The organism is Bacillus sp. Medicinal_06 (assembly GCF_056711665.1).
This window is the reverse complement of the sequence record NZ_JBWYHD010000012.1, coordinates 1-25,824: the sequence shown is the minus strand read 5'-3', so window position 1 is coordinate 25,824 and position 25,824 is coordinate 1. Positions and strand designations below refer to the sequence as shown.

The following is a 25,824-nucleotide window of genomic DNA, read 5'->3' as shown; positions in this document are numbered from 1 at the left end:
AGATGGGCTTCGCCCATCTTTTAATTTAACTTTGCATTATCTTGTTTTTTTAATGCTTTTAATTTCGCTGGTGTAATATCTTTACCTTCTTCGTTAACGACTTTAATGCCTTTTAATTCGTTTAACATATTTTGACGAAATCCTTTTAAATATTGTTCACGGAGCGATTGGCGCTCACGTTGTTCTTCTTCAGTTAATCCTTCAGCTTTTGCTTTTTTCGCTAAGAAATTGATGCGTTCAATGAGTTCGTGACTTAGCATCTCGAATCCCCTTTCTACTTAAAACTGATTATTATCATACAATAGTTAGTCTTGTTTATCAAGCAATTGCTTCGTATATTCCACGTATCTGCGATGTACTGTTGCTTTTGATACATCATGTCCAAAACCACGAAGCGTCGCAGCAATTTCCTCAAATGTTAATTCATTACGACGAAGACGTACAATTTCTTCAATCGGCACTTCTTTCTTTTCACGTCCTGTACTCAAATGACGATTTTTTAAATTTTTTTCTGGACGAAACCCTCTTTCTACCGCTCTCTGCATTCCACGTTTAATCTTCAAATTATGAATCTTCCTCTGATACTCTTCAACTATACCAATAATATCTAATACCATAGAATCTGAATCAGAAAGCTGTAATTCCCCATTATGCGTATGTGTATATACTTTGATCCCTTCTTTATGTAAACAGTGCATTAACGCAATCTTTGCATTCCCTCTTCCAAGCCGCGTTTCATCTTGAATGAGAAGCACATCAATCTCTTCATCTCGAATCATGTCCAGCACTTCTAATATACCGTCTCTTTCAATCGTATAACCGCTTGCCTTCTCCTCAATCACCTTTATAACATTCATTTGATACCGCTCAGCTAAATGCAATAATTCATCTTTTTGGCGTGATAATGATGTTTCCTGCGCTTCTTTCGTTGTGCTTACACGGGCATAAATGATTGCATTCATTTTAAAACCCTCTTTCTCATTTCGATTTTTCCTTTAGTGTATCACAAATCGTCTTTTTGTTCGAACTTATGTTTGTAGAATGTTTTTTCGCATGTTATACTTATAAGTAAGAAAATTGAAAGAAAACGAGGTGTTAAAAAACATGGAAAAGTTAACAAAACGCCAGCAAGACATTCTCGACTTCATCAAACTAAAAGTACAAGAAAAAGGTTATCCACCTTCCGTACGCGAAATTGGTCAAGCGGTTGGCCTTGCTTCTAGTTCTACTGTGCACGGACATTTATCACGTCTAGAAGAAAAAGGTTATATTCGACGTGATCCAACAAAACCGAGAGCCATTGAAATTTTAGGAGAAGTGAAAATCGAAACAGAAACACAATCAGTTGTTCAAGTTCCTATCGTCGGGAAAGTTACAGCAGGCTTACCGATTACAGCAGTTGAAAGTGTAGAGGAACACTTCCCACTTCCTGCAAGTGTTGTTGCTGGAGCAGACCAAGTATTTATGTTACGAATCTCTGGAGATAGTATGATTGAAGCGGGTATTCTGGACGGAGATTTAGTTGTTGTTCGCCAACAACATTCTGCATACAACGGGGAAATCGTTGTTGCTTTAACAGAAGATAACGAAGCAACTGTAAAGCGTTTTTACAAAGAAAAAGATCATTTCCGCTTACAACCAGAAAACTCTTCTTTAGAACCGATCCTTTTAGATAAAGTTTCTGTTATTGGAAAAGTAATCGGTGTATACCGCGATTTACATTAAAAAATAGACCAGTTAAACTGGTCTATTTTTTAATTCGCTTCAATTGTAACGTCTCCTGCAGATGTTTGTCCGCTAATTTTTACACTACCATTTCCTAATGTTACATTTTTCGTTTCTTCTTTGAAAATCTCCACTTCTCCTGCAAATGTTTTCCCACTTATAGTCGCATCTTGAGGCTTCTGAAGTAATCGAATATCAACTTCTCCTGCAGTTGAACTTGCCTCTAAATCATATTTAGGATCATGATCTACAATATCTACATCTCCACTTGTTGTTTTCGCTACAACTTTTCCACTTACTTTTTTCATTTTAACTTCTCCTGCTTTTGAAGACCCTTCTACTTTCTTCGCTATCACCCGCTCCATTTCTACATCTCCACCAAACGTCGTTGCTTCTACACGTTCACTTTTTATATCATTTACTGTTATCTCACCCGCAGAAGAACTTACTTTTATATCTTGGTAAGAACGTTCCGGAACAACGATTATTATCCCTGGCGCTTTAAACCCGAAAGATAAAAATGAAAAATCGAATGAAACCCCTTTTTTTATCTTACCTTGAACCTTTAGCGTATCCCCTTGTTCATCAACACTCACTTTTTGTTTTGCAATATTTCCTATTTGTTTTATATAAAAAGAAGAATCATTTCCTTTTTGAATCGTAACATCTCCAGCATCTAAATCAATTTCCAAATTTCGGATTTCTTCATTTTTAATAACCTTTTCTTTATTCCCCCTTTCTGCCGCATCTACTGCTTTTGTATATGTTTGTGATATACCAATAATTCCAATAATGATACAAGCGACAGCTACTAACAATATCTTTTTCATCTCATCTATTCCCCTTTAATCATTTTGAGATTCCAATTGACATAGCCCACACAAAAATTTTTAAACCCTTTTGTACAGTAGTAAGCAACTATACATAACAATAATCCAACTCCAACAAATGTAATAGAAACAAATATATCAAGCCATAAGAATGTACCCGTTAGTATCTTAATCACTACTAGCAATGGCGCCACAATCGAGACCGCGCCTCCAACCCAAAGGGAAAATATAAAACTTACGATTGCAATTAAAGGTCCTAATACAATAATAAAGTTTAATAAACTAAGACCAATTGCCGCCATTACAGCTCTTGTTATATTCGAAGCAGACGGATCTTTCTTCATCTCATCAAAACGATATAATGCCAACATCTCTTTCGCAATTGCTTTTGGTGAACCAAGTCCTTTTATAATTTCAGCCTCTGTCTTCCCTTCCTCTAATCCAAATTGGAAGTGCTCCTCATAATCATATAAAATATCACGTCTTTCTTCTTCTGGTACCTTTCTAAGATGTCCCGATAATTCTCGAAGAAACTGTTCTTTGTTCATCTCATTACACCTCTTCAATAATTTCTTGTACCCCTTTAGCAAAATCACGCCACTCCGTTACAAGTAAATGAAGTTGCGCTTCTCCTTGAGTCGTTAATTGATAATATTTACGTGGTGGTCCTTCTGTTGATTCTTTTAAATACGTTTGAAAATATCCCTCTTTTGTTAAACGACGTAATAATGGGTATACTGACCCTTCCGATATTAAAAATTTATTGGAGATTTGCTGAACGAGTTCATAACCGTAGCAATCTTTTCGTTTGACAAGCGCCAGTACACACAGCTCTAGCACACCTTTTTTAAACTGGACGTTCAAAGACAATCCTCCTTTCCAATCAGTACCACTCAATACAAGGTACTTGCGTTACCCATAATATACCATTTACTATTGTTTATTGCAAGGTACTGTTGTCTATTAAAAACCATTTTATACCCAACTAATTAAAAAATCACGATCCCCCCTAACTACAGGAAAAACCGTGATCAATCATATTTTTTATAGATTGTTATGTCCTAACATAACTACATCAGAGATATATCCCTAATTCTCCTCCTAAATATACCGTTTCATATGTAATATCATTTTAAAATTAACTTATCAGTATTTATAATATGTTTAAACAGTTTCTTTAATGATCTCTTTAAGCTAAATTTCCCGTTACTAAAAGAGAATAGTTTTGAAGGCTTTTGGAACGCAGACTATACGCGACTACTTTCTTCTTATACTGCTTGACTACATCAACGTGATCATCGTAACTGTACACAGAAAACCTAACATCGTTTTTTCCCCTCTTAGTATCGATGATCAATGGCGTCCCACTGCTTTGTGGAGGAAAATAATATTTTTCTAAAAATATCGCTTCGTTAAAATAATCAACAATTTGAATTTTCTCTTCACCTTCTAAGCGTTTTCCATCGACAGTTACAGTAACAGCCTCATTATTAAGTTGCGGATGCAGTTCAAATCTACTAATAATAGACTCTACAACAGAAGTTGGTATACTCGCCACTATTATTTTAAAAGCACCGAAAAGAATTAACATAACTACAAACCACGTCGTCATATTTTATCATCTCCGTTACGTTCTAAATTCATATTATTCCATTACTAATATTATCACAGTGTAATTAGTTATTTTTTGTATATTGTGTGAAACTTGATACGAAGTTGGATCATCCACTTTCGTACAGTCTATATTTATGAAGAAAGGCGAGCATACAGAAAAGGCCGATAATTCCTTAGAATAGAAATTACCGACCTTCTCATGATAAAAAAATAAACTATTAAATAGAATTCTTCGAAATCTATAGGCTCTATTATGTATCTACCATGATAATAAAGCACTTATCCCATCGACTGTTGCATCTGTTTTTGTTTCAACCTTTCTTCCAACACATGAATCATAAATAAGAAATGCTCAGCTTCTCTTACAACATGGTCAGCTAATAACGGATTAATTACACTTTTAATTTGACATGTTTGGATAAGCTCTAATCCAGCTTTTTTGAAATTCCTCAATTCAACTGTAGCATTTTCACTATCTTTATTTAATTTTCCAATAATCGGATATGTCGGCTGTTTCTGATATAACATAGATTCAACATCCCTCGCTTGACCAAGAAGAACCTCAAAATCATCACCAAATTTCGAAGCAGTATGAACTAAATTTCGCTCTGATTGATCAAGCAGCGAGGCAATAAAACGAGAGTGCTCCATCATAATTCTTAGCCAAAACACATTTTCACTAATTATCGCATCTTGAATTGGATCCATTTTTCCTTCATTAAATTTCTGAAGTGTTCTTATAAAATATTCCGCTTCTCGTGCAATATGATCTACTAATAACGGAAAATTGAAACCACTTACCTTACAATTAATAATTAAAATTAAAAGGTTTCTTTTATAATTACGAAAAGCATAAACGAGCTGAATACTTTCTTCGTTTAATTGCCTGACTGCTTGAACAGTTTGAGGAATAGAGAATGCTTTTTGTAAATGTCGATCAAAAAGCTGAAAAAACTGCTCTACTTGCTGAATTAGATTTTTATCTTTCCGATTAAACCCTTCACTAAGAAAGAGCGCATGCTCCTTCATAATCCGTAACCAAAATCGATTTTCAGTTAAGGACCTTTCAATAAATAATTGTTCTGTTAATGATTCAGAAGGTGCAGCTTTCAATTCCGGCGGAAGCAACATAGCCCGCTGTGTATCCATAACAAAGTGACCAGGAATAGGTTGTTGTTGCCCGTTAGTCATTAAAATCCCCCCTAATGCCCTTAAGAGCATTCATACTATATTATGTATATGAATTAGTAATATTTACTATACCAAAAAACAACAACTCAAATTCCATATATACTGTTTTTAAAAACAGTATATATAATAAAAAAGCTCACATTCTGCTGACATGTGAACTTTCCTTTACCTATTTATTACCTGGAGCAGGCTGATCCACTCCTCTTATACGATGCTTATGTCCATTATCTTCTGTTGTATAAAAATCGTAATAATGCACATGCATTCCATCTCCAACTGGAATAGCTGGTCCTGAGTATGCCTTATAATAATGAGTATGTCCATCTTCAAATACTACATATCCTTCTGTATAGTGTATATGCCCATCCTGCGTTTGAATTGGTGGAGAGGTTACATCTAAACATTGATGTACATGGCCCGCATCGACAGATGTATAATCAACTGATCCATGATTATGATTCGGTACAAACCCTGAAACAAAATCAGCTTTCCCTACCCTGTTCATTCTACTCACTCCTTGTCCATACAGATAAACTTTATACACTTATATGTTTAAAATCAAAATTAATACCTATTAATTCTCTATTCACTTACCATTAAATAATAAGAATAATTAAGTAGTTCAAAGTAAATATTATGATTGTTATAAGTCAAAAGGAGGTCATTATCATGAATACACAACGAGCACAAGAGATTGCGGCTTCACCTGTTATGGCTAATGTAACCTATAATGGAATTCCAATCTACATTCAAAATGTAGATGAAAATAACGAAACAGCTAGAATTTATCCTCTTAGCGAGCCGCAAAATGAACAGGAAATTCCTTTATCCAATTTAATAGAACATTAAACAAACAATAAAGTGAAACTTTAATCAGTGGGGGTTTTCCTCATCCCCCACTGATTATTAGCTCTCACCAATCGGGCCGTTACGGGCAGTCTATCTCCCACCTAACTTCTTTAGAAAAAAGGTAGAATTAGAGAATTATATTCATTATTACAACCACAAAAGAATTAAAGCAAAGTTAAACGGAATGAGTCCAGTTCAATACCGGACTCATATCCAATCAGCCGCTTAATTTTTCTGTCTAACTTTTTGGGGTCACTTCATAAGAGCCGGCTTTTTCTTTTATCTAATATCAAAATGTTCTTCTTTCACAAATGTACTTTGTCCAAGATCAATCCATCCATCTTTACGGGAATAAATATCATACGGAATTGATCCATCGACATTTCCAGTGAAATCACCATTTGGCGCATTATACGTATTAATACCGTATCCAGGGGGATATTTTGAGTATGCCTTAAACCATTGAACGTTAACATGTTCCTGTGGAACCCATTGTTCCCAACCTAAGCAAAGCATGTTTTTATCTCCACCATACCAAGCACCTTCAAGAATTAAATATGGTGTTTTATCTTTAATTGATTCACCAGTAAAATGACCATCCGGTGCGTTATAAAGATTAACTCCATAACCAACAGGATACTTAGAAACTGCGATACCAATACCATTTTGTTGGTTATTACTTGTATTCTCTCCTGTAAACCAAGAAAGCGGTTTATCTCCAACTAATTGATTCAAATCACATTTACCAATGCCAGGAACATGTCCTGTTTCAGTGTATTGCCAAATATCACATGGATACGCGGGTTTGTTTCCACCGTAGCGAGGGATCCATACAAAGTCTACATTCACTTTATCCATGCCAAATGGCTTGTACATATGATGGCCGACATATAACCCAACCTTCTTAGCGCCTAAGCGACGTAACTCATCGATGAAAGCTTGTGTTCCCGCTCTCATATCAGTCATTGTTTTCACTTCTACATCAGCAACCCAAACCGTAGCAGATTTATCACCGCGGTTCCAAAAGTCCCTTGCCTCTACTTTCGCATCTTCTACAGAAACGAAGCGGCAGAACGCGTAATTCCCAAATGGCACACCATGATTCTTCATAGAAGCTACATACGACTTGTACATTGGGTCTACATAGGTTGAACCATCTTGTACACGGGCAATAACCCAATCAAGCTGTGGAGCCGCAACTGACCAGTTAATATTGCCATTCCATTTAGAAATGTCTACAATATAACCCATTATTCAACACCTCCTTTTTTATTAGTATATTCAGATTTCATTTTATAGTCTGATCAAATGCCTAATGTGATACCAACTGATAACAAATAAGGCGCTAATTCATCTAAAAAACTCTTTGCTTCTGGCATACCAAATCTCGTAAATAAGAATCCAACCAATAAAAAAAACCGCAACCCATGTTTTCCAGTTGCGGAATCTTTTTTTGATATTCTCTTTTGACATATTACATTCCACCCTTCAGTAATAATCCAATTAAACCAGTGACAATTGCCCAATAATAATCCGGAGAATTCAAGTCGTATTAGCACTGACTTTTTCAAGTACTACGAAACGAGATATATTAGATGGAGATGCAGAGAGCCGTACGCAATGGACTACTTATGGATTAACACAAATAGCTATCGGTCTAATTCTCGATAAGGGACTAGGTAAAGCAGGCCTCGTCACAAAAGGAGCAGGTGGAGCAAGTACATTATCTAAAGGAGTAGCGCTAATAAAAGACTTGAAGCAAGCAAACGATATTTTACAATCTTTTAAGAAAGATGTTTCTTTTGCTTTCTCTGGTGGAAATATCATAACCAAGATACCTCAAAGCGAACTAAATCAAGCCTATTATAATTTTGCAAAGACTAATAACGCTACTAATACTACCGGTTCTACTAAACCTAATATCTCAAAAAAGCATGATGAAATAGCTCATGATAGTTACTATGGTAGAAAAGATTTTAGAACCAAGATAAATAATGCAAATTACTCTCCTCATGATAATAAACATCTAAAGGCTAGAACTTCTGAAGAAGCAAAAAAATTTAGTGAAACAGGTAAAAGGCATGCTCAATATTTACCGAGTGCAAATAATAAGGTAATAGAAAAAGAAGCACTGATAAAAGGGCATATAATTGATAATGGTAATAATAATTACTATTTCATTTATGATACGGGAAAAGTTATCGGTTATGATAATGGTAATCCAACTAGTTGGATTAGAGCAGAACTTACAAGTGGAAATGTGTATCACGGACATCCAATCGCTGGAGAAAGGTTAAATAAATATTTAAGAAAATTAGATTAAGTGACTAGAAATTGTGAAAGAGGTTATGATTATGAGAAAATCTGTTAAGTTAGATGTTCCTAAAGTAAATATTCATCCCTTGAGGATAACAGAAGGATGGAAAGTGAACTATAACAATTTTGTTGAAATAGATCCGCGAAATTTGGAACCCGATGACGATTGCTGGTTTATGTTTACTGAAAGTTTGTTGCAGCTTTATCATGAGAAATCATCGATTACATTGGATCTCGGTTGGAACCCTGATATTTCCCCCGATGGTAATTACCTAGTTTTAATTATGAAAAACATGGATTGCGAAAACCCAATTCACGAATTTACATCTGATAATTATAAAGAAGTTATTGAATATATTGAATTTCATTTAAAACAAATTACCTCTACATTGTGGAAATAAAATTATTATTAGTTGAAACTAGATAAGATAAGATAAGAAAATAAATAATTCTTAAATAACCTTGATTGGATAAATGTCTTTCAAACTTTCTGGATAAATGAGTATAGTAACTTAAATAGAATCAATGAGGAAACTGTAAAGAATATATTATACAAAAGAGCATCCTTTAAGTGGATGCTCTTTTGCAACTCTTCCTTTGCAGAAAAGACGGCAATAGAAATTTTATTTTAACAGGTTATCCAGTTGACTAATAGGAGGAAAGAAATATATGCTATTAAAAAAAAATCTAGAAGATCCGGTTTATCAGTTCTTAGCAGCAACATTTCATCAAGATACATTTTATGAAGAAGCACTCCAAGAGTTACTTCAAGAAGAAAGTACGGAATATTTACAAGACGCTATTATTTTTCTAGCTGAATTTATTCAAAGTGATTATAGTGATAAAGAAAAAAATGAGTACATACAGTTTTCTGCAGATGGAATATATTTTGAAGGATTAGAAATAACACCATTAGAATGGCTTGAACAAATAGGTAAAACGCTAAAACAAGCATTAAAAAACACTTAATAAGAAAAATCGACCGCCCGTAAAAGGCGGTCTTTTTTGTTAAATTAACGAACATTCACATTAAAAACATAGTCCCAGCTGTTCCAAGAAGGAGAGGTATTGGTGGAGCACACAACAGTGAAGAGTTCTTTAAAAACGATATAAAAAATAGTCCGTGAGTCACCTTCAAAAATTCCAGGTGTAAAAACAGTAGAATACAATATGCCTAAGCTAAATATGGATAGCACTCCTACAGGAGAGTATGGAAATAAAGTATTCACAAAAACCATTTATGATCCTAAAATTATAAGTGATAAGGAATTTGTCAGCCGTGGAATTGAAGCAGCTAGTGACGCTAAATTAAAAACTAGTGATGGAGTTCTTTCAAGAGAATGGACAGGTGTTGACAGTAAAGGGATAACTTGGAGAGGATACCATAAAGATAGAGAAATCTCTTCTTTTTTTCCAGAATAAATTAAAGAGATACGAGGATAAATATGTATGCAAAGAGAATTTAGATTAAAAGATGAGGATTTACTAGATTCAACTCATTTCCCTATACAAGCAGTGTTTAATATGGTGGATGATGAAAGATTTTTAAGAGTAATAAATTCAGTTTGTGAAGGAGTAGGATTTGGAGAGGAATATGGCGCATGTACTTTTCCAGGAGATTTGGATGAGTATGATATTGCCAATGGAGATTCATTTGAAGGTGTAGAATTTGCATTATACAGTGGTGATGAGATAATAATTGATTATCAAACACTTTATCATTATTTGAAAAAAATGTGTGAGGGTTATTCAAAAAAGTATCCAAACACAATTAAAAGATTAGAAGACAGTCTTAACAAATTTATTGAATTATACAATATTAATAGGTAGAGACTATTTATAACTTCCACCAAAATCATTGTAAAATGTTATAAAAGCCAAACCATAATAAACAGCATGAAGTGAACCAAAAAAATTAGACACGAATAAGAGAACGTTACAAATGGAGAATAATCCACAAAAGAGACCTCACATTCGAGATCTCTTTTGTGGATTTAAATTAAAAATTATTATTTAAGTGGATACTCTTTTGCAACTCTTACTTCACATATACATAAGCTTCATTTGCAGTAATATAGTATGTTTTGCCCTTAATGTTGTGTACTTTGTATTGCGATGATCCATTTACAGTTACTTTTGCATCGATTATAAATACTATACTCATCTCTACTATTCAAGCCATATCTAATCTCTTTATCTATCATTTCATTCCTGGCAAAGCCCTTTCTCTCATTATGAACTCTCCGCTCTCAACTGAAGATTGTAAATACACACATGTTATAAAAAGGAATTTTTTAAGGAAAACATATCCAATTATTGTTATAATTAAATCCGTAATATTTTTCCAGGAGGATTCCTATGAAGAACAGTAGGATAATGGACATACATACTAGGCACTCCCCTCCTTAATACGTTCATAGAAATATAGAAAGGGTTTATGCGATGGGACAATTTCAAAGTAATTTTCAAGCGGCACAACAAATCGCTACGCAGATGAGAAATGCTTCGGATACAATCCAAATTGCAACAATTACTTAAACATGAATACTTTGAATCTCGATTTGAAGGAATTTTTAAAACTGATTATGTAACAGCACATCGTAAGACAGTTGATTCAGGACGTCCATGGGATTCACCTGAAGTCGAACCAATGATACCTTTTGATGAGCATTTAAAAATTCCTCTTGATAAAGTTTTTGATTAAGGAGTGCTGAGAAAAATGGGGAGATATCCACTAATAGCAATAATGAAAGAGAATGAGGATAAAGAAAATGTAATTTACAGTTTCGGTCCAGATACGGAATCTTGTATGTTAAATCCAGAGCTTTATAGTAGATGGAATTTTAAAGTTGTAAAGAATGCAACTAGCCGTAATGAAGCATTTATTTTACTAGATGATATGCCTGAGAAACATATTTCCTTATTATATAAATGCATTCACAAAATATATGTTCACATAGAAGAAAATGGTGGTATAGAAAACATGAATAACATTTACTTTTCGGAATATTTTGAGTTTATCGTGTAATATTTATCATCATTAAACATTTGACATAATAATTCTAAGAAACCGACTCTTTAGTAGGAATCGGTTTCTTTTTCATGCTGTTGCTAGGTTAATAGACGTTTACATAGGCTTCATTCGAAGTTACATAATATGTTTTACCTTTTATAAGAAAGAAAATATTGAATTTGACCCTAAGTTTAGAGAAGAAATGATAAGGAAAGAAAAAGAATTAGAAATGAAATTACAAAAACAAATTGATGATTTTGCTGAAGAAAATAAAAAAGGATATAGATAAATAAAGGAGATGACATAGTAGTATGGAACAAAAACTTGAATATTTAAGAAAATATGAAAGAAACCCACAACTTATATCATGCCATGAAATTAATAAACTTGATTGTGGGAAAATACCAAATTCATGGTATGAATTGTTTCAAGAAGAAAACGTAGACAAGAGAATTGAGATTATTTTATCGATATGGAAAGAGCACGTAGGAGTGGAATTAAGAAACACTATTTCTTATTTGTCTAAGCATCTTGAAGAAGTAGAGCTCATGGATATAAACGGTAGATATTCGATTTTATACACTATTAAAACAGATAATGGTGAAATTCGATATTATGAGGGAAGAAATCCCAAAGATGAGTTTAATAATGAAGAATTAGAAAAATCCTGGGATAAGTTTCCTTCAACAATACGAAATTTTTATCAAGCTGTTCATAATGGTTTCTATTATTATGCGAGCCAATCTATGGGTTTAGTTCCTTTAGAAAATGTAACTTTTTTTGATGATGATGAATGGGGTATTATCGAAGAGTTAGAAGAGCCTTTACAAATTGACTTACAAACTACTTTTGGTTTCTTCACAAATGGTATGGGTGGTTATGTTGCAGTAGATTATAAGAATTCTAATAATGATAATGCGACTTTATGGTGGACGAATAAAGAGCCTAGATATAATATTAATTTTTGGGACCTAGTTGATGAATGGATAGTAATTGGATTTGAGGCTTAGTTTAAATAAGGATAATATAGATTTTCTAGAACAACTTGAATTTATTGTGTAATCTTTTTAAACATAAGTCATCCTACTCAATAATGAATAAACTAGTTTAAACTAAAAACGCCAGCTCCTCTGAACTGTACCTCCGATTGTTAGGCTGTGTCTAACAACCGGAGGTGCAGTTCATTTTAAGAGGTAGCTTTTTCCTTTGGCACATAAAAAGTGGCAGAATGCCAATAAGCTTGTTTTACAAGAAGCATATGAACATGAATTAGACTTAGTATTTTCAAGAGTTGATGGAAAGTTCTTACCGAAGTCAACATTGTTCAATGCATTTTCACGCATACTAAAAAAAGCAAATCTGCCTAGATTAGAAATCCATTCACTCCGACACACCCACGCGGTTCTTTTATTAGACTCCGGTGCAAGTATGAAATTCATTCAAGATAGATTAGGACACAAAAGTATCGAGATTACTTCTAATGTGTATTCTCATATTAGCGATAAGATACACAAGGATTCTATTTCTGAATTCGAAGAATATATGAATGATGTATTAGGATAAAATTTTTTTGGATTTTTTGTGGCTGTTTTGCGGCTGCTTTTCATTTTATAATGAACTCGTTGTTTTTTACACTAAAATAAAAAAGCCTTGATACCAGTAGTATCAAGGCTTTACACTCTTAGTAAAGAGTCATATATTGATCGCGTTCCCATTGGTGAACTTGCGTGCGGAACATATCCCACTCAATTTCTTTCGCTTCGATGAAGTGCTCAAGTAAGTGTTCGCCTAATGCGCCACATACCACTTCATCAGATTGTAATGTAACTAATGCTTGCGCTAACGTTGCTGGTAAGTCAACAATACCTGCTTCTTCACGCTCTTCTTTTGTCATTACATAGATGTTACGATCTACTGCAGCTGGCGGAGTTAATTTATTTTTAATTCCGTCAAGACCTGCTGCTAATAATGTTGCCATTACTAAATATGGGTTTGCAGCTGGGTCAACACTACGTACTTCTACACGTGTACTAATACCGCGAGATGCTGGAATACGTACTAACGGGCTACGGTTTTGTGCAGACCACGCTACATAACAAGGTGCTTCGTATCCAGGTACTAAACGTTTGTAAGAGTTTACAGTTGGGTTAGCTACCGCTGTAAATGCTGGTGCGTGGTTTAGGATACCAGCGATGAAGTGGCGTGCATCATCACTTAATTGTAATTCACCGTTTTGATCATAGAATACGTTTTCTCCATTTTTAAATAATGACAAGTTACAGTGCATACCAGAACCGTTCACACCGAATAATGGTTTTGGCATAAACGTTGCATGTAAGCCGTGTTTACGAGCAATTGTTTTAACAACAAGCTTAAATGTTTGAATATCATCACATGAACGAAGTGCATTTGCATATTTGAAATCAATTTCGTGTTGCCCTGGAGCAACTTCATGGTGAGATGCTTCAATTTCAAAGCCCATTTCTTCAAGTTCAAGAACGATATCACGACGACAGTTTTCCCCTAGATCCATCGGCGCAAGGTCGAAGTATCCACCGTTATCGTTTAGTTCTAATGTTGGATTTCCTTTTTCGTCAACTTTGAATAAGAAGAATTCTGGTTCCGGTCCAAGGTTGAATTCTGTAAACCCTAGTGCTTCCATTTCTTTTAACATACGTTTTAAGTTATTACGTGGGTCACCTTCAAACGGAGTACCATCAGCATTGTAGATATCGCAAATCAAGCGAGCTACTTTACCTTTTTCAGCAGTCCAAGGGAATACTACCCAAGTATCTAAGTCTGGATATAGGTACATGTCAGACTCTTCAATACGAACAAATCCTTCAATTGAAGATCCATCAAACATCATTTTGTTATCTAGAGCTTTTGTTAACTGACTAACTGGAATCTCTACGTTTTTAATAATCCCTAAAAGGTCCGTAAATTGTAAACGGATATACTTTACATTCTCTTCTTTCGCTAAACGGAAAATATCTTCTTTTGTGTACTTTGCCATTATAAATTCCTCCTTAGTCCCTCTAAACACCTTCAGAATCAGTTATCCCTAGTGAAAAAATCTTGAAATATCACCTTGTCGTAATGAAGTTCGATTAAATCTGCCTGTATGTTGCAGTTCATCACGAAGAATTTTACGAAGCTCAGATTTTGAAATTTCTTTTGTTTCTTCTTTTACTTTCACTGCTTCTGTTTGATTTTCTTTCATTTGCAATACTTGTTTAATACCAGCCATATTTAAGCCTTGATCTAACAAATCTTTAATTTCTAACAACTTATCTACATCGTTAAATGAAAACAATCTACGATTTCCCTTTGTACGGGTTGGGAAAATTAAATTGTGCTCTTCATAATAGCGAATTTGACGAGCAGATAGTTGTGTTAAATCCATTACAATACCAATAGGAAACAGCGGGGCAGAACGTCTATCTTCTTTCATTGTTTCAGTTCCTCCTTCGCCTTAACTGTCTCTCATTCTATATCATGTTATGTTTAATGTCAACAGATGTTAGCTTTTCTTACATGATTTTTTTATAATTTTTTCATTCCTTCTTAAAATGGTATAAATACCTTCTTCCATACAAAAAAGCTGCCGAAATCGACAGCTTCCCTTTTACGAAATTGTTAATAGATTTTTTTCAATCAGCGCATCAATTGCAGAACAAATTGCAATCTTCACATGAGAATACGTTAATCCACCTTGTACATAAGCAACATACGGCGGACGAATTGGACCGTCTGCTGATAGCTCAATACTTGCACCTTGAATAAAAGTACCCGCAGCCATGATGACATCATCTTCATAACCTGGCATATAGTTTGGATACGGTGTAAAGTGTGAATTAATCGGAGACGCATATTGAATCGCTTGACAAAACGCAACCATGCGCTCCTTGTCATCAAATTGGACAGACTGAATTAAATCTGTTCGTGCAGCATTCCAAGTTGGCGATGTATTCATTCCTAACTTTTCTAAAAATGCAGCTGTAAAGACCGCTCCTTTTAAGGCTTGACCAGCAACATGAGGGGCTAAGAAAAAACCTTGATACATTTCTTGTAAGCTATATAAAGACGCACCTGCTTCTGCTCCAATACCCGGAGACGTTAAACGATACGCACAAGCTTCTACAAACTGCTCTTTCCCAACAATATAACCACCTGTTTTCACAATTCCGCCGCCTGGATTTTTAATAAGCGATCCTGCCATTAAATCTGCTCCAACGTGACACGGCTCTAATTCTTCCACAAACTCTCCGTAGCAGTTATCAACAAACACAACAACATCTGACTTAATCTCTTTTACAAACGAGATCATCTCTTTAATTTCTGTAATTGTAAATGACGGACGAGTCGCATACCCTTTTGAACGCTGAATCCCAATCATTTTCGTATTTTCATGAATTGCCGCTTCTACAGCTTTAAAATCAACTCGTCCTTCTACTGTTAACGGTACAGCATTGTAACCAATGTTATATTCTTTAAAAGAACCAACACCTTTACCACGCACACCAACAATCTCTTCTAACGTGTCATACGGTTTTCCTGTTATATATAACAACTCGTCACCAGGTCGCAAAATACCAAATAAAGCTGTCGAAATCGCATGTGTACCTGAAATAATTTGTGGACGAACAAGTCCTGTCTCCGCTCCAAATACGTCAGCATACACTTTTTCTAATGTGTCACGACCGATATCATCATAGCCATACCCTGTCGTTGGGATAAAGTGTGAATCACTAATTTTATGCTCACGAAAACTTTCTAATACGCGAAATTGATTACTTTCAATCACTGCATCAATGCGGTTATGTACACCTGTAATTTGTTCTTCTACTTCTTCTACAATAGGAGCGATTCTTTCTCCATTTTTCAAACGATCAAACATTTTTATTCTCTTCTCCTTTTTCCAGTAAAAATCTTTTTAACTGCCCATTCAACGGTGAATGAGCAAATATATAACCTGTACATTCATACAAAAATTCATTTTCTTTGAATTCCATCCTAGTTAATACTGTTTCTGTTTTTAAAAGTGTTAGTAATCTACCTTCACTTGGAGGAATCATAGCCTTATACGCTTCCATCTCTTCCATCATCTTCATCTCTACCGATTCTTTCAAGTGTAATAAATCTACTTCCTCAAAAGCACTTGTCATAAGAAAATCACTTTTTGGAAATGGGATAAAATTTTGATGTAATTGATCCTTCTTATTGTAGACCGTAATAATTGGAATATGATCAATTTCAAGATCTTGTAGTAATTTTTTCACCGTCTGTTCATGACCTACATAATTCGGATCTGCAGAATCAACGACATGCAAGATCACATCCGCTTCACCTGCTTCTTCCAATGTAGAGCGAAATGCTGCGATCAATGATGTCGGCAAGTCTTGAATAAATCCTACCGTATCAGTTAGCAATACAGTATATCCACAAGGCAATTGCATCTTTCTTGTCGTTGGATCTAACGTCGCAAACAGCAAATTTTCTTCAAACGTATCGGCTTCTGTTAATCTGTTAAACAACGTTGATTTCCCAGCATTCGTATATCCGATTAATGCAACTTGAAATACTTGGTTATCTTTTCGGCGCTCTCGATACCTTTTCCGGTGCTCCACAACAACCGCTAGCTGTTTCTTAATTTCATCAATACGAGAGCGAATATGACGACGATCTGTTTCCAACTTCGTTTCACCAGGACCTCTCGTACCAATCCCGCCACCAAGACGCGATAACGCTAGCCCCTGTCCCATAAGACGCGGCATTGTATATTGTAGCTGGGCTAATTCAACTTGAAGCTTCCCCTCTCTTGATTTCGCACGTTGAGCAAAAATATCCAATATCAGTTGCGTTCGATCAATTACCCTTGCATCTAATACAGAAGATAAATTACGAATTTGACTAGGTGTTAACTCATTATTAAATATAATAACTGCCGGTTCTAATTCTTCCGTCAGCGCTGCAAGTTCTTCTAATTTCCCCTTACCTATGTATGTAGCAGGATGAAACTTAGGACGTTTTTGCGTTGTAGATACCAAAACCTCCGCACGAGCTGTCTTCGCAAGCGACGCAAGCTCTTTCATGGAATGCATAAACCGCTCATCATCATCTTGCGGCAATTGACAGCCAACTAATATGACTTTTTCTTTTTCTTCCATCAAATATATTCACTCATCCTTTTCGAAATTTAAACCTTCTAATATAATAGCAGAGGAAGCACATTTCATCTAGTTAGCGGGGGAGAAAATTCATGGCATGGGAGATTTTTAGCATCATTGGTACAATTGCCTTCGCACTTAGCGGAGCGATTGTTGCAATGGAAGAAGATTACGATATTTTTGGGGTATATATTTTAGGAATGGCAACCGCATTTGGGGGAGGTGCCCTTCGCAACTTATTAATCGGTTATCCAATCGTCGCTTTTTGGCAACAAGACATGTTATTTCAAATCGCACTCTTGTCAATGACGATTATCTTTCTATTTCCAAATAAATTAATTACACATTGGAAACGCTGGGAGAACATTACGGATGCCATCGGCTTATCGGCATTCGCTGTACAAGGAGCGCTTTATGCACAAAAGCTCAACTTACCTATTAGCGCTACCATTGTCGCATCTGTTTTAACAGGAATTGGAGGCGGTATCATTCGTGATTTATTAGCACGCCGTAAACCTCTTGTCCTTCGCGCCGAAGTATATGCATTTTGGACGATTTTAGCAGGATTTTTAATCGGTGCCAAAATCGTTGTTAGCGATTGGGCTTTGTACAGTTTATTCATTTTAATTGTTTGCTTCCGTATGATCTCTATTCATTACAAATGGCATTTACCACACAGACGCTTAGATAACAAGGAGCGTTCTCTTCATAAATAGCAACTTCATCCCTTTACAGGTCGTAAAGGTTTTTTTCTTTTCTAACGTGTTTTTCTGTCTATAGTGTCCATACTAAATCTTAAAGAGAGGTGAACATAGTGACAAACCACGTAAATAAAGGAGCTCAAAAAAGTTCAATCAACCAAATTAGCTTCGATCCAAAATCCGCCCATGAAAAAAGCAAAAAGATGGAGCGATATCATAGGGCATATCAACAAAAAGCTAAAGAAGAATAGAGGTGATAAAGAATGGCAAAAGGAAATAATAACCGCAACCGCGGACAAAGTAGTAGCGTTAATCCACAAGGACTTGCATCAGATGTAGCTGATACAAGCCCCAAAAGCAAATTAGAACAACGAGCAAAAACAAAAAATACAAAATAAAACATGATGCATTACATTTTCCATACAAAATAAACGCACAGTTTATGAACTGTGCGTCTCTTCTTCAAGCGTTAAATCACTGCTTGATATCCCAATTAAATCATACTTATCGTATGCATCCTCTTGCAATAAGCGCATCGCTTGTGTCCGAATAGATTTCTCAACAATATTTCGGACATAGCGCCCATTACTAAATGATGTAATTTGCGAAGAGTATTTCACCGCATGTAAATGATCACGGAATTTCCACTCCGCCTCTTTTGATAACTGATATTCTCTTTCATCATACATTCTCTTTCCAATTTCGAGTAACTCATTCACTGTATAATCCGTAAATTCAATAATAAACGGAAAACGCGATTGTAAACCTGGATTTAAAGAAAGAAAATGATTCATCTCTCTTGAATATCCAGCTAAAATCAACACAAATCCATGTTGCTTATCTTCCATATGTTTGACAAGCGTATCAATCGCTTCTTTTCCAAAGTCTTTCTCTCCACCACGTGCTAGTGAATACGCTTCATCAATGAACAATATTCCTCCCATAGCTTTTTTAATTAAATCTCTTGTTTTTTGTGCTGTATGCCCAATATATTCTCCCACGAGATCTGCACGTTCCACCTCGACCAAATGCCCTTTTGATAAAATGTTCATTTCAAATAATAATTTCCCAATCATTCTTGCAACAGTTGTTTTTCCCGTTCCTGGATTCCCCTTAAATAACATATGAAGCACTTGCTTTTCTGATTTTAAACCAATTTCTTGTCTTTTCTTATTCACATAAATCCATGCATAAATTTCTTTTATTATTTTTTTTATATCGTCCATTCCAACAAGTTTACCCATTTCCTCTTCGATTCGCTGTAGCATCTCATGCTTCGTAGACGTTTCCTGTGAAATTACCGATTTATTTTCTGTAGCAGGTACTGAAATTTTTTTTCGGTGATTTAACACGATATTAATTTGATTATTATTTTTCTTTCGCATCGATTGTTCCATACAATCACCTCTTTTTATCAACTCACCAAATAATATTATTAATATTTCCACTTCCCCTACAAATAACTATTTTCAGAAAAAATTTGCTATAATATAAGAAAAAACAGGGTGGTGGGAATATGGAAACACGGGAACTTCACGATACAGTACAAGCTTTTTCTTCCTTTTTATTAAATCAAGGTCGAAAACCTTCAACTATCAAACGTTACGTCTATGATATTGAAGATTTCGGGCATTGGTTAGAAAAAAACAAAAAACTTTCCTCTAGTAATATATGGGATACACTTTGTACAAAAGACTACGAAGATTATTTTTCCGACTTAAAAAAGAAACGACATTACTCTGAAAAAACAATGCACCGTGTATTTATTGTCTTAAATAGACTATACCAGTTTTTAAATCTCCCAAACCCATTAAAAGACATGGAACTCGTCATCCAACCTAATCGCGCGTTACGTGATGAGGACTTCATTTCAAAAGATGATGAAAAACGCTTAAAACATATTCTAACCTCATTAGAGGGATTATCAGAGAAACAACGCCCTGTCCGTCCATTACTAATGGATCGTAATATTTCTATTGTTAATTTACTCATCGATTACGGCCTATCCCTACAAGAACTTGTATCATTAAATATGCATCACGTTCATTTTGAAACGAATACAATTTCCATTCCAGCAGTAGCAGGTGTTGAAAGAACCATTCAATTGACTGACGAAGACAAAAAGCAACTATATAATTATTACAAAACAATTCCTGAGCCAGTTCGTCCCAAATACCATAGTGATGACCCGCTGTTTGTAGCATTCGATTTCAATCGTAATACATATCGGTGGGTGTACGAAAATGATGCTCCAAAAGCATTAACAGAAATAGCAGTCCAAAAAATGATTCGCCTTGAGGTAGCTAGAGCAAATTTACGTAAAGGAATTTCCAGTCAACATTTTCGAAATACCTTTATTTTACGATTAATTGAACAACACACCCCAGAACAAGAAATTATGAAACGTGTTGGTTTTAAATCGAAAATTTCCTTAAAAAGGTATTATCAATATGCAAAACAAAAAGAAAACGCCTCATAAATAGGCGTTTTTACTATTTTTTATATAAACAGCCCGTTTCCCTATTCCTTTTTACATTTAACTTGCATCTACTATGATAGGTTTTTAACCATCCCCATTAGAAAGGAGCATTTTAATGTCACACTTTAACGATACTTCGAAAAAGAGTTCAAAACCTTATTTCCCAACACAACCTCGCCGTATTCCAGCTGTCCATTATACCCCTATCCCTGAATTATACGCGAATCTTTTTTCTGATACCTTAAGCGATTTAACTGATATTATTCCGATTGTATTTTCTAATCCAACACATTCTAACATAAAAGAACTTACTAACCTATTAGAAATAATAAAAGGGTTCCTGGAACGTTTAAACTTATCACTAACACAACGAGAAACTGGTATTGCAATTGCCGAAAATTTAATGACGATTTTAGATAATGAACCTTTTGTAGCAAATGCAACTTATATTGAATTACAAAACTTACTCAACTTTTCACTGTATATCACTAAGTTATTTAGACTTAATCATCATATGTCCCAAAAAATCATCGAACAAATAAAGAATTTACAAATTACCTTACTACAAATTGCACCAGTTGGAATGATTGGGCCTCAAGGTGAACAAGGAATTCAAGGCGAACGTGGACCTCAAGGCGAATATGGGCCTCAAGGTGAGCAAGGGCCCCAAGGCGAACGTGGACCTCAAGGCGAATATGGGCCTCAAGGTGAGCAAGGGCCCCAAGGCGAACGTGGACCTCAAGGCGAACAAGGACCTCAAGGCGAGCAAGGACCTCAAGGCGAGCAAGGACCTCAGGGCGAGCAAGGACCTCAAGGCGAGCAAGGACCTCAGGGCGAACAAGGAATTCAAGGCGAACAAGGAATTCAAGGCGAACAAGGAATTCAAGGCGAACAAGGAATTCAAGGCGAACGTGGACCTCAAGGCGAACAAGGACCTCAAGGCGAACAAGGAATTCAAGGCGAACGTGGACCTCAAGGCGAACAAGGCTCTCAGGGCGAACAAGGAATTCAAGGCGAACAAGGACCTCAAGGCGAACAAGGACCTCAAGGCGAACAAGGAATTCAAGGTGAACGTGGACCTCAAGGCGAACAAGGAATTCAGGGGGAGCGTGGACCTCAAGGCGAACAAGGAATTCAAGGCGAGCGTGGACCTCAAGGCGAGCAAGGGCCTCAGGGCGAACAAGGAATTCAAGGCGAGCAAGGGCCTCAGGGCGAACAAGGAATTCAAGGCGAACAAGGACCTCAAGGCGAACAAGGAATTCAAGGTGAACGTGGACCTCAAGGCGAACAAGGAATTCAAGGCGAGCAAGGACCTCAAGGCGAACAAGGAATTCAAGGCGAGCGTGGACCTCAAGGCGAACAAGGGCCTCAAGGCGAACAAGGAATTCAAGGCGAGCAAGGACCTCAAGGCGAACAAGGAATTCAAGGCGAGCGTGGACCTCAAGGCGAGCAAGGGCCTCAGGGCGAACAAGGAATTCAAGGCGAGCGTGGACCTCAAGGCGAGCAAGGACCTCAGGGCGAACAAGGAATTCAAGGCGAACAAGGGCCTCAGGGCGAACAAGGAATTCAAGGCGAGCAAGGACCTCAGGGCGAACAAGGGCCTCAGGGCGAACAAGGAATTCAAGGCGAGCAAGGACCTCAGGGCGAACAAGGCCCTCAAGGCGAACAAGGAATTCAAGGCGAGCAAGGACCTCAAGGCGAACAAGGAATTCAAGGCGAGCAAGGACCTCAAGGCGAACAAGGAATTCAAGGCGAGCGTGGACCTCAAGGTGAGCAAGGGCCCCAAGGCGAACAAGGACCCCAAGGCGAGCAAGGGCCCCAAGGCGAACAAGGACCCCAAGGCGAGCAAGGACCTCAAGGCGAACAAGGACCTCAGGGCGAGCGTGGACCTCAAGGCGAGCAAGGGCCTCAGGGCGAACAAGGAATTCAAGGCGAGCAAGGAATTCAAGGCGAGCAAGGAATTCAAGGCGAACAAGGACCTCAGGGCGAACAAGGACCCCAAGGCGAACAAGGGCCTCAGGGCGAGCGTGGACCTCAAGGCGAGCAAGGGCCTCAGGGCGAACAAGGAGTTCAAGGTAAGCGTGGACCTCAGGGCAAACAAGGGATTCAAGGCGAGCAAGGACCTCAAGGCAAACGTGGACCTCAAGGCGAACAAGGAATTCAAGGCGAGCAAGGGGAGCGTGGACCTCAAGGCAAGCAAGGACCTCAGGGCGAGCGTGGAATTCAGGGCGAACAAGGGCCTCAAGGCGAGCAAGGACCTCAAGGCGAGCAAGGGCCTCAGGGCGAGCGTGGACCTCAGGGCGAGCAAGGGCCTCAAGGCGAGCAAGGACCTCAAGGCGAGCGTGGACCTCAAGGCGAGCAAGGACCTCAGGGCGAGCAAGGACCTCAGGGCGAGCGTGGACCTCAGGGCGAGCGTGGACTTCAGGGGTTTAGCTTTCCGGTAACTACAGCTGTACTAAAAAGTACACTTCCACAAGTTATAGAACCTAATCAAAACATACAGTTTAACCTTACATCAAACATAAATAACATACATTTCAATGCAACAGATACAATTACAATCCTTGAAGATGGTGTTTATATCATTGACTTTTCAGCTTCAACAATATTTTCAGGATCAGCTCCCTTCGGCTTTGGTATTTCCATTAATGGCAATATACCTTCAGATAACTTTTCAGCAAACGCAATTGGGAGCTCAATTACATTTTCAACCATCGAGACTTTAAAAGCACGAACTACAATTGCCATTCAATCTACTACTAATACAATCACTATTCCCGCTACAGGTGATACCACTGTTAGACTCACTATCTTCCGTATTCATTAGAGGATGTCTAAAAACACATAAATAAAAAAAGAGCGAATCTCTCGCTCTTTTTTGTTATGTACATTTCCTTGCTACTCTAGTTCAATTGAAACATTTTTTTGTGGAACAAATGTAGAAATAGCGTGTTTATAAATAAGCTGTTGCTTACCTTCTGTTTCCAATAATACTGTAAAGTTATCAAAACCTTTAATCAATCCACGAAGCTGGAAACCATTTAATAAGTACAGCGTCACAAACGTATTTTCTTTACGGAGTTGATTTAAAAACTGATCTTGAATATTGATTGATTGCTTCATGTCGAATCCTCCTCTTTTTCTCTACTTACTTATTATTCGACTTTAGTTGTAGTTTTCCTTCTATGTACCGCAAAATTTCTGCTGTTTTTTCGCCTTCGGTCACATCAAACCACGAGACATCCATTTTATTACGGAACCATGTTAGTTGACGTTTTGCATAGCGTCGTGAATTTGTTTTCAATTGAGCTATCGCTTCTTCCAGCGAAACTTGACCTTCAAAATAACTATATAATTCTTTATAACCAATCGCTTGGATTGATTGGCAGTCCCGAACACCACTTTCATACAAGGCTTTTACCTCTTGCAACAAACCTTGTTCGACCATAAGATTGACACGCAAGTTGATGCGATCATATAACATTTCACGATCCATCGTCAAGCCGATTAACGAAACATCATATAGCAACTTATTTTCCTGTTTTTCAAGTTGATCACTCATTTTTTGCCCTGTCGTATGAAAAATTTCCAATGCACGGATAACACGCCTTACATTGTTTTCATGTATTCGATTCGCACTTTCTGGATCCACCGATTGCAGTTTCTTATGTACATATTCTACACCATGTTCTGTCGCTAATTTCTCCAGTTTTTCTCGATACACAGGGTCTCCAGCTTCATCTGTAAACTGATAGTCATATAAAACCGATTGTATATAAAGGCCCGTACCACCAACAATAATCGGTAGTTTTCCGCGTTCTGTAATCTCTCGAATATGACCTCTAACAAGCTCTTGAAATTCCGCCACAGAAAATGAATCTTCCGGATTTTTTATATCGATCATGTAATGCGGAATCCCATCCATTTCTTCCGTTGTTACCTTAGCTGTCCCGATATCCATCGTACAATAAATTTGCATCGAGTCCCCGCTAATGATTTCACCATTTAAAGCTTTCGCAAGATCAATACTTAATTTCGTCTTTCCTACCGCAGTCGGTCCGATGATGACAGCAACTTTTTCACGTTGCAGTTCTCCCATATACTTCAACTCTCTTTATGTAATGTTATCCATCTAATCATTATATCCAATCTTACCAATTTTGATAGTCATAATGCAAGTTCTTTCAATACGGTAAATGAAATTCAAAAATAAAAATGACAATCCCATAATCAATAGGAATATCTTCTTCCCTCACCGATTATCATTCCAAACTAATCAACATTTTATAGAATTTTATATTTCACACCTCTCTCTGAATCTTGAGGTACATGCCTTACCACCTACAAACAGTGAAATAAAATTGACATAGTTTGTCCAACGATACATATACATGATAAAAAAGTAAGATCGGAGAGGATATAATGAAAATCGGACAGGCCACTATAAATTTTTCAACATTAACAGAAGAACTTATTTTAGCAACAGCATTAAAAGAAAAGAACTGCTCACAAGAAGAATTATATTTCGCTTTAAACTGCTTGCTACGTTCCTTTCACACTTTATTGGAAGACCAAGCTTTAGATGAACCAACTAAACAATATGCACAAACTCAATTTTGCAGTGCCTATAATATTATTACAGGACGAACTGTATATCCATTTTAATTCACAAAAGGCTGTTAGGAAATTCCTAACAGCCTGAAAAAACAGCACTCAATGCTTAAAAACTGGATGTATTTTTTAGCAACAATAACGTTATTTTAAAACTTTCACTTTAACAGTTTTACGTCCCCATTTGTTAGCAACTGTGTCAGAGCCAACTAGAACGTCGATACGGTTACCTTTAATTGCACCACCAGTGTCACCAGCAATTGCTTCTCCATATCCTTCTACCCATACTTTTGATCCTAATGGAATCACTTTCGGATCAACAGCA

The 25,824-nt window shown here is 36.6% G+C and carries 32 protein-coding genes and 6 pseudogenes; 20 read left to right on the top strand and 18 right to left on the bottom strand.

Annotated features, from left to right (window positions below):
* Nucleotides 1–20: 20 nt before the first annotated feature.
* Together AC1M36_RS22740 and AC1M36_RS22735 are read right to left on the bottom strand one after the other, a co-directional pair.
* Nucleotides 21–260, bottom strand: a complete 240-nt coding sequence (locus AC1M36_RS22740; RefSeq protein WP_017151388.1) for a DUF896 domain-containing protein — start codon at nt 258–260, stop codon at nt 21–23.
* Between the two features lie 45 nt (nt 261–305).
* Nucleotides 306–962 (bottom strand): YneB family resolvase-like protein, encoded by a 657-nt coding sequence (locus AC1M36_RS22735; protein ID WP_336453100.1) that lies wholly within the window; start codon nt 960–962, stop codon nt 306–308.
* A 142-nt stretch (nt 963–1,104) separates the two neighbouring features.
* Between AC1M36_RS22735 and lexA the strand changes: the two genes are divergently transcribed.
* Nucleotides 1,105–1,725, top strand: a complete 621-nt coding sequence (lexA, locus tag AC1M36_RS22730) for a transcriptional repressor LexA (protein WP_336453101.1) — start codon at nt 1,105–1,107, stop codon at nt 1,723–1,725.
* Nucleotides 1,726–1,754: 29 nt separating this feature from the next.
* Here lexA and AC1M36_RS22725 read toward each other — a convergent pair whose 3' ends face one another.
* From AC1M36_RS22725 to AC1M36_RS22700, 6 genes are all read right to left on the bottom strand, one after another.
* Nucleotides 1,755–2,555, bottom strand: coding sequence for a DUF4097 family beta strand repeat-containing protein (locus AC1M36_RS22725; protein ID WP_336453102.1), 801 nt, complete (start codon nt 2,553–2,555; stop codon nt 1,755–1,757).
* Between the two features lie 5 nt (nt 2,556–2,560).
* Nucleotides 2,561–3,103 carry a DUF1700 domain-containing protein gene (locus tag AC1M36_RS22720; RefSeq protein ID WP_336453103.1) on the bottom strand — a complete coding sequence of 181 codons (543 nt, stop codon included), beginning with the start codon at nt 3,101–3,103 and terminating at the stop codon, nt 2,561–2,563.
* Nucleotides 3,104–3,107: 4 nt separating this feature from the next.
* Entirely contained in the window at nt 3,108–3,419 is a 312-nt protein-coding gene (locus AC1M36_RS22715) for a PadR family transcriptional regulator (RefSeq protein ID WP_336453104.1), read from the bottom strand.
* Nucleotides 3,420–3,744: 325 nt separating this feature from the next.
* Entirely contained in the window at nt 3,745–4,167 is a 423-nt protein-coding gene (locus AC1M36_RS22710; RefSeq protein WP_336453105.1) for a YfmQ family protein, read from the bottom strand.
* 281 nt (nt 4,168–4,448) lie between these two features.
* On the bottom strand, nt 4,449–5,360 hold the full coding sequence (locus AC1M36_RS22705) for a DUF2935 domain-containing protein (protein ID WP_336453106.1): 912 nt from the start codon (nt 5,358–5,360) through the stop codon (nt 4,449–4,451).
* 169 nt (nt 5,361–5,529) lie between these two features.
* Nucleotides 5,530–5,865: a YmaF family protein gene (locus AC1M36_RS22700; RefSeq protein WP_241816275.1), complete on the bottom strand. Its 336-nt coding sequence runs from the start codon at nt 5,863–5,865 to the stop codon at nt 5,530–5,532.
* 164 nt (nt 5,866–6,029) lie between these two features.
* Here AC1M36_RS22700 and AC1M36_RS22695 point away from each other — a divergent pair, with 164 nt between their 5' ends.
* Both AC1M36_RS22695 and AC1M36_RS22690 read left to right on the top strand, forming a co-directional pair.
* Nucleotides 6,030–6,209 (top strand): small acid-soluble spore protein H, encoded by a 180-nt coding sequence (locus AC1M36_RS22695; protein ID WP_336453107.1) that lies wholly within the window; start codon nt 6,030–6,032, stop codon nt 6,207–6,209.
* 127 nt (nt 6,210–6,336) lie between these two features.
* Nucleotides 6,337–6,438 (top strand): annotated as a pseudogene (locus tag AC1M36_RS22690) (IS3 family transposase); the annotation flags it as partial.
* Between the two features lie 50 nt (nt 6,439–6,488).
* On the opposite strand, the gene AC1M36_RS22685 reads toward AC1M36_RS22690, so the two are convergent.
* On the bottom strand, nt 6,489–7,460 hold the full coding sequence (locus AC1M36_RS22685; protein ID WP_336453108.1) for a glycoside hydrolase family 25 protein: 972 nt from the start codon (nt 7,458–7,460) through the stop codon (nt 6,489–6,491).
* 310 nt (nt 7,461–7,770) lie between these two features.
* Here AC1M36_RS22685 and AC1M36_RS22680 point away from each other — a divergent pair.
* The 5 genes and pseudogenes from AC1M36_RS22680 to cdiI form a co-directional block, all read left to right on the top strand.
* Nucleotides 7,771–8,532, top strand: a pseudogene (locus tag AC1M36_RS22680) (cytoplasmic protein); the annotation flags it as partial.
* Nucleotides 8,533–8,563: 31 nt separating this feature from the next.
* Entirely contained in the window at nt 8,564–8,926 is a 363-nt protein-coding gene (locus AC1M36_RS22675; RefSeq protein WP_336453109.1) for a hypothetical protein, read from the top strand.
* A gap of 268 nt (nt 8,927–9,194) precedes the next feature.
* Nucleotides 9,195–9,494, top strand: a complete 300-nt coding sequence (locus AC1M36_RS22670) for a contact-dependent growth inhibition system immunity protein (RefSeq protein ID WP_336453110.1) — start codon at nt 9,195–9,197, stop codon at nt 9,492–9,494.
* Between the two features lie 201 nt (nt 9,495–9,695).
* Complete coding sequence (locus tag AC1M36_RS22665) at nt 9,696–9,947, top strand: CdiA family toxin C-terminal domain-containing protein (protein ID WP_479846223.1); 252 nt, start codon at nt 9,696–9,698, stop codon at nt 9,945–9,947.
* Nucleotides 9,948–9,974: 27 nt separating this feature from the next.
* Nucleotides 9,975–10,355: a ribonuclease toxin immunity protein CdiI gene (gene cdiI, locus AC1M36_RS22660; protein ID WP_431613242.1), complete on the top strand. Its 381-nt coding sequence runs from the start codon at nt 9,975–9,977 to the stop codon at nt 10,353–10,355.
* A 208-nt stretch (nt 10,356–10,563) separates the two neighbouring features.
* Here cdiI and AC1M36_RS22655 read toward each other — a convergent pair.
* A pseudogene (locus tag AC1M36_RS22655) lies at nt 10,564–10,677 on the bottom strand (N-acetylmuramoyl-L-alanine amidase); the annotation flags it as partial.
* 290 nt (nt 10,678–10,967) lie between these two features.
* Between AC1M36_RS22655 and AC1M36_RS22650 the strand changes: the two are divergent.
* The 5 genes and pseudogenes from AC1M36_RS22650 to AC1M36_RS22630 all read left to right on the top strand — a co-directional run.
* Nucleotides 10,968–11,054 (top strand): annotated as a pseudogene (locus AC1M36_RS22650) (TIGR04197 family type VII secretion effector); the annotation flags it as partial.
* Complete coding sequence (locus AC1M36_RS22645) at nt 11,047–11,229, top strand: hypothetical protein (protein ID WP_431613241.1); 183 nt, start codon at nt 11,047–11,049, stop codon at nt 11,227–11,229. The pseudogene AC1M36_RS22650 and the gene AC1M36_RS22645, both read left to right, overlap by 8 nt.
* 15 nt (nt 11,230–11,244) lie before the next feature.
* On the top strand, nt 11,245–11,553 hold the full coding sequence (locus AC1M36_RS22640) for a hypothetical protein (RefSeq protein ID WP_431613240.1): 309 nt from the start codon (nt 11,245–11,247) through the stop codon (nt 11,551–11,553).
* A gap of 296 nt (nt 11,554–11,849) precedes the next feature.
* Entirely contained in the window at nt 11,850–12,548 is a 699-nt protein-coding gene (locus AC1M36_RS22635) for an SMI1/KNR4 family protein (protein ID WP_431613239.1), read from the top strand.
* Nucleotides 12,549–12,744: 196 nt separating this feature from the next.
* A pseudogene (locus tag AC1M36_RS22630) lies at nt 12,745–13,101 on the top strand (tyrosine-type recombinase/integrase); the annotation flags it as partial.
* Between the two features lie 118 nt (nt 13,102–13,219).
* Here AC1M36_RS22630 and glnA read toward each other — a convergent pair.
* From glnA to hflX, 4 genes are all read right to left on the bottom strand, one after another.
* Nucleotides 13,220–14,554, bottom strand: coding sequence for a type I glutamate--ammonia ligase (gene glnA, locus AC1M36_RS22625; RefSeq protein ID WP_336453114.1), 1,335 nt, complete (start codon nt 14,552–14,554; stop codon nt 13,220–13,222).
* A 48-nt stretch (nt 14,555–14,602) separates the two neighbouring features.
* Nucleotides 14,603–14,992: a transcriptional repressor GlnR gene (glnR, locus tag AC1M36_RS22620; protein ID WP_002014475.1), complete on the bottom strand. Its 390-nt coding sequence runs from the start codon at nt 14,990–14,992 to the stop codon at nt 14,603–14,605.
* Nucleotides 14,993–15,166: 174 nt separating this feature from the next.
* Nucleotides 15,167–16,438: a methionine gamma-lyase family protein gene (locus AC1M36_RS22615; protein ID WP_336453115.1), complete on the bottom strand. Its 1,272-nt coding sequence runs from the start codon at nt 16,436–16,438 to the stop codon at nt 15,167–15,169.
* Nucleotides 16,431–17,708, bottom strand: a complete 1,278-nt coding sequence (gene hflX / locus AC1M36_RS22610; RefSeq protein WP_336453116.1) for a GTPase HflX — start codon at nt 17,706–17,708, stop codon at nt 16,431–16,433. The genes AC1M36_RS22615 and hflX overlap by 8 nt, the downstream gene beginning before the upstream one ends.
* Before the next feature lie 92 nt (nt 17,709–17,800).
* Between hflX and AC1M36_RS22605 the strand changes: the two genes are divergently transcribed.
* Both AC1M36_RS22605 and AC1M36_RS22600 read left to right on the top strand, forming a co-directional pair.
* The gene (locus AC1M36_RS22605; RefSeq protein WP_336453117.1) at nt 17,801–18,424 is read left to right on the top strand and encodes a trimeric intracellular cation channel family protein; all 624 of its coding nucleotides are present in this window, start codon (nt 17,801–17,803) and stop codon (nt 18,422–18,424) included.
* 248 nt (nt 18,425–18,672) lie between these two features.
* The gene (locus AC1M36_RS22600) at nt 18,673–18,807 is read left to right on the top strand and encodes a hypothetical protein (RefSeq protein ID WP_001051869.1); all 135 of its coding nucleotides are present in this window, start codon (nt 18,673–18,675) and stop codon (nt 18,805–18,807) included.
* Between the two features lie 42 nt (nt 18,808–18,849).
* Here AC1M36_RS22600 and spoVK read toward each other — a convergent pair whose 3' ends face one another.
* The gene (spoVK, locus tag AC1M36_RS22595; protein ID WP_479846222.1) at nt 18,850–19,806 is read right to left on the bottom strand and encodes a stage V sporulation protein K; all 957 of its coding nucleotides are present in this window, start codon (nt 19,804–19,806) and stop codon (nt 18,850–18,852) included.
* A gap of 119 nt (nt 19,807–19,925) precedes the next feature.
* Here spoVK and AC1M36_RS22590 point away from each other — a divergent pair, with 119 nt between their 5' ends.
* The 4 genes and pseudogenes from AC1M36_RS22590 (at nt 19,926) to AC1M36_RS22575 (ending at nt 23,715) form a co-directional block, all read left to right on the top strand.
* Nucleotides 19,926–20,888 (top strand): tyrosine-type recombinase/integrase, encoded by a 963-nt coding sequence (locus AC1M36_RS22590; protein WP_336453119.1) that lies wholly within the window; start codon nt 19,926–19,928, stop codon nt 20,886–20,888.
* Between the two features lie 115 nt (nt 20,889–21,003).
* A pseudogene (locus AC1M36_RS22585) lies at nt 21,004–21,444 on the top strand (collagen-like repeat preface domain-containing protein); the annotation flags it as partial.
* Nucleotides 21,445–21,487: 43 nt separating this feature from the next.
* A complete protein-coding gene (locus AC1M36_RS22580) occupies nt 21,488–23,332 on the top strand; it encodes a hypothetical protein (RefSeq protein ID WP_479846221.1) in 1,845 nt (614 codons plus the stop codon).
* A 35-nt stretch (nt 23,333–23,367) separates the two neighbouring features.
* The gene (locus tag AC1M36_RS22575; RefSeq protein WP_336453192.1) at nt 23,368–23,715 is read left to right on the top strand and encodes a Gly-Xaa-Xaa repeat protein; all 348 of its coding nucleotides are present in this window, start codon (nt 23,368–23,370) and stop codon (nt 23,713–23,715) included.
* Nucleotides 23,716–23,786: 71 nt separating this feature from the next.
* Here the strand turns inward: AC1M36_RS22575 and hfq are convergent, their stop codons facing one another.
* Both hfq and miaA read right to left on the bottom strand, forming a co-directional pair.
* Nucleotides 23,787–24,011 (bottom strand): RNA chaperone Hfq, encoded by a 225-nt coding sequence (hfq, locus tag AC1M36_RS22570; RefSeq protein ID WP_000813896.1) that lies wholly within the window; start codon nt 24,009–24,011, stop codon nt 23,787–23,789.
* A gap of 25 nt (nt 24,012–24,036) precedes the next feature.
* On the bottom strand, nt 24,037–24,987 hold the full coding sequence (gene miaA, locus AC1M36_RS22565; RefSeq protein ID WP_336453121.1) for a tRNA (adenosine(37)-N6)-dimethylallyltransferase MiaA: 951 nt from the start codon (nt 24,985–24,987) through the stop codon (nt 24,037–24,039).
* Nucleotides 24,988–25,316: 329 nt separating this feature from the next.
* Here miaA and AC1M36_RS22560 point away from each other — a divergent pair, with 329 nt between their 5' ends.
* Nucleotides 25,317–25,553, top strand: coding sequence for a hypothetical protein (locus AC1M36_RS22560; RefSeq protein WP_336453193.1), 237 nt, complete (start codon nt 25,317–25,319; stop codon nt 25,551–25,553).
* Nucleotides 25,554–25,643: 90 nt separating this feature from the next.
* On the opposite strand, the gene AC1M36_RS22555 is transcribed toward AC1M36_RS22560, so the two are convergent.
* A partial coding sequence (locus tag AC1M36_RS22555) for a 3D domain-containing protein (RefSeq protein ID WP_479846220.1) occupies nt 25,644–25,824 on the bottom strand: 181 nt, incomplete at its 5' end.